The sequence below is a fragment of the Streptomyces sp. GC420 genome (assembly GCF_009916105.1).
Taxonomy (GTDB): Bacteria; Actinomycetota; Actinomycetes; order Streptomycetales; family Streptomycetaceae; genus Streptomyces.
The window spans coordinates 1-986 of the sequence record NZ_JAAAXQ010000782.1 but is presented as its reverse complement, the minus strand read 5'-3'; the positions used below and the strand labels follow the sequence as shown (position 1 = coordinate 986).

The 986-nt window shown below is 80.0% G+C and carries 1 pseudogene; it reads left to right on the top strand.

Going from position 1 to position 986, the window contains the following annotated elements:
* Nucleotides 1-477: 477 nt before the first annotated feature.
* Nucleotides 478-986: pseudogene (locus GUY61_RS38590) on the top strand (condensation protein); the annotation flags it as partial.

The window sequence follows — 986 nt, the reverse complement described above, 5'->3', positions numbered from 1 at the left end:
CCCCACTCCCGGAGCACCGCACACCGGGACCGGCGGCCGAAACAGGCCACGGACACCGCACGCCGGACCCGGCCGCCCGGCAACGGACCAGGCGCCCGCACGCCAGGCCGGGCACCACCCGGGCCGCACCGCGCGCGGAACCGGCCGTCACCTCCCCGCACACCGCGGCACCGTGGACCGCTGCCCCGCCGAACCCCGGCCCGAAGGCCACCGCCACGCCCACGCTGCGCCGCGCGGCGCCACCCGCCCCACTCCCGGAGCACCGCACACCGGGACCGACCGCGCGTGGCGGCGGGCGTTGGCTGCCGGGCACCACCCGGGCCGCACCGCGCGCGGCACCGGCCACCCCGCCCCCGGGGCACCGCTCGCCGGGGGCGGCGAGCGTGCGTGGGCGGGCAGCCGGGGCCGGCTGCGGGCGCAGGGCGCGGGCCCGCGCTCCGGGCGGGGCGCGCCCCACTCGGGCGAGGAGCGACGCGCATGACCGCACTGCAGCCCGCGCGGCACGGTCGGCCGGGGCCGGAGCCGCGGCGGATACCGTTCCCCGTCGTCGACGAGGTGTCCCGGCACTGCGTGCAGGACGAGGAGCCGGAGACCGTGCACATCGAGGTGCACCTGCCCCGGCTTCCCGATCCGGACAGGTTGCGGACGGCGTTCCACGAGGCGCTGCGCCGCCATCCGCGGATCCTGATGCGGGAGGCCCCCGGCCGTTGGTACCGGCGTCGCTACGAGTGGGAGCTGACCGCGGACCCGGAGGTGGAGCCGGTGGGCTTCCCACCGCCGGGCCGGGACGCGCCCGCGCTCGCCCGGGAGCGCGCGCTCTCCTCCGCCCCGCCGCTGACCGCCTCGCCGCCCGTCCGCCTCGACGTCGTGGACCCCCTCGAGCCGGAGGGCGGCTGCGTCCTCGTCCTCACCGTCAACCACACCGCGCTCGACGGCCCTGCCTGCCTGCGCGTGCTCGCGACGGCCGCCGAGCTCTACGGCGGAGC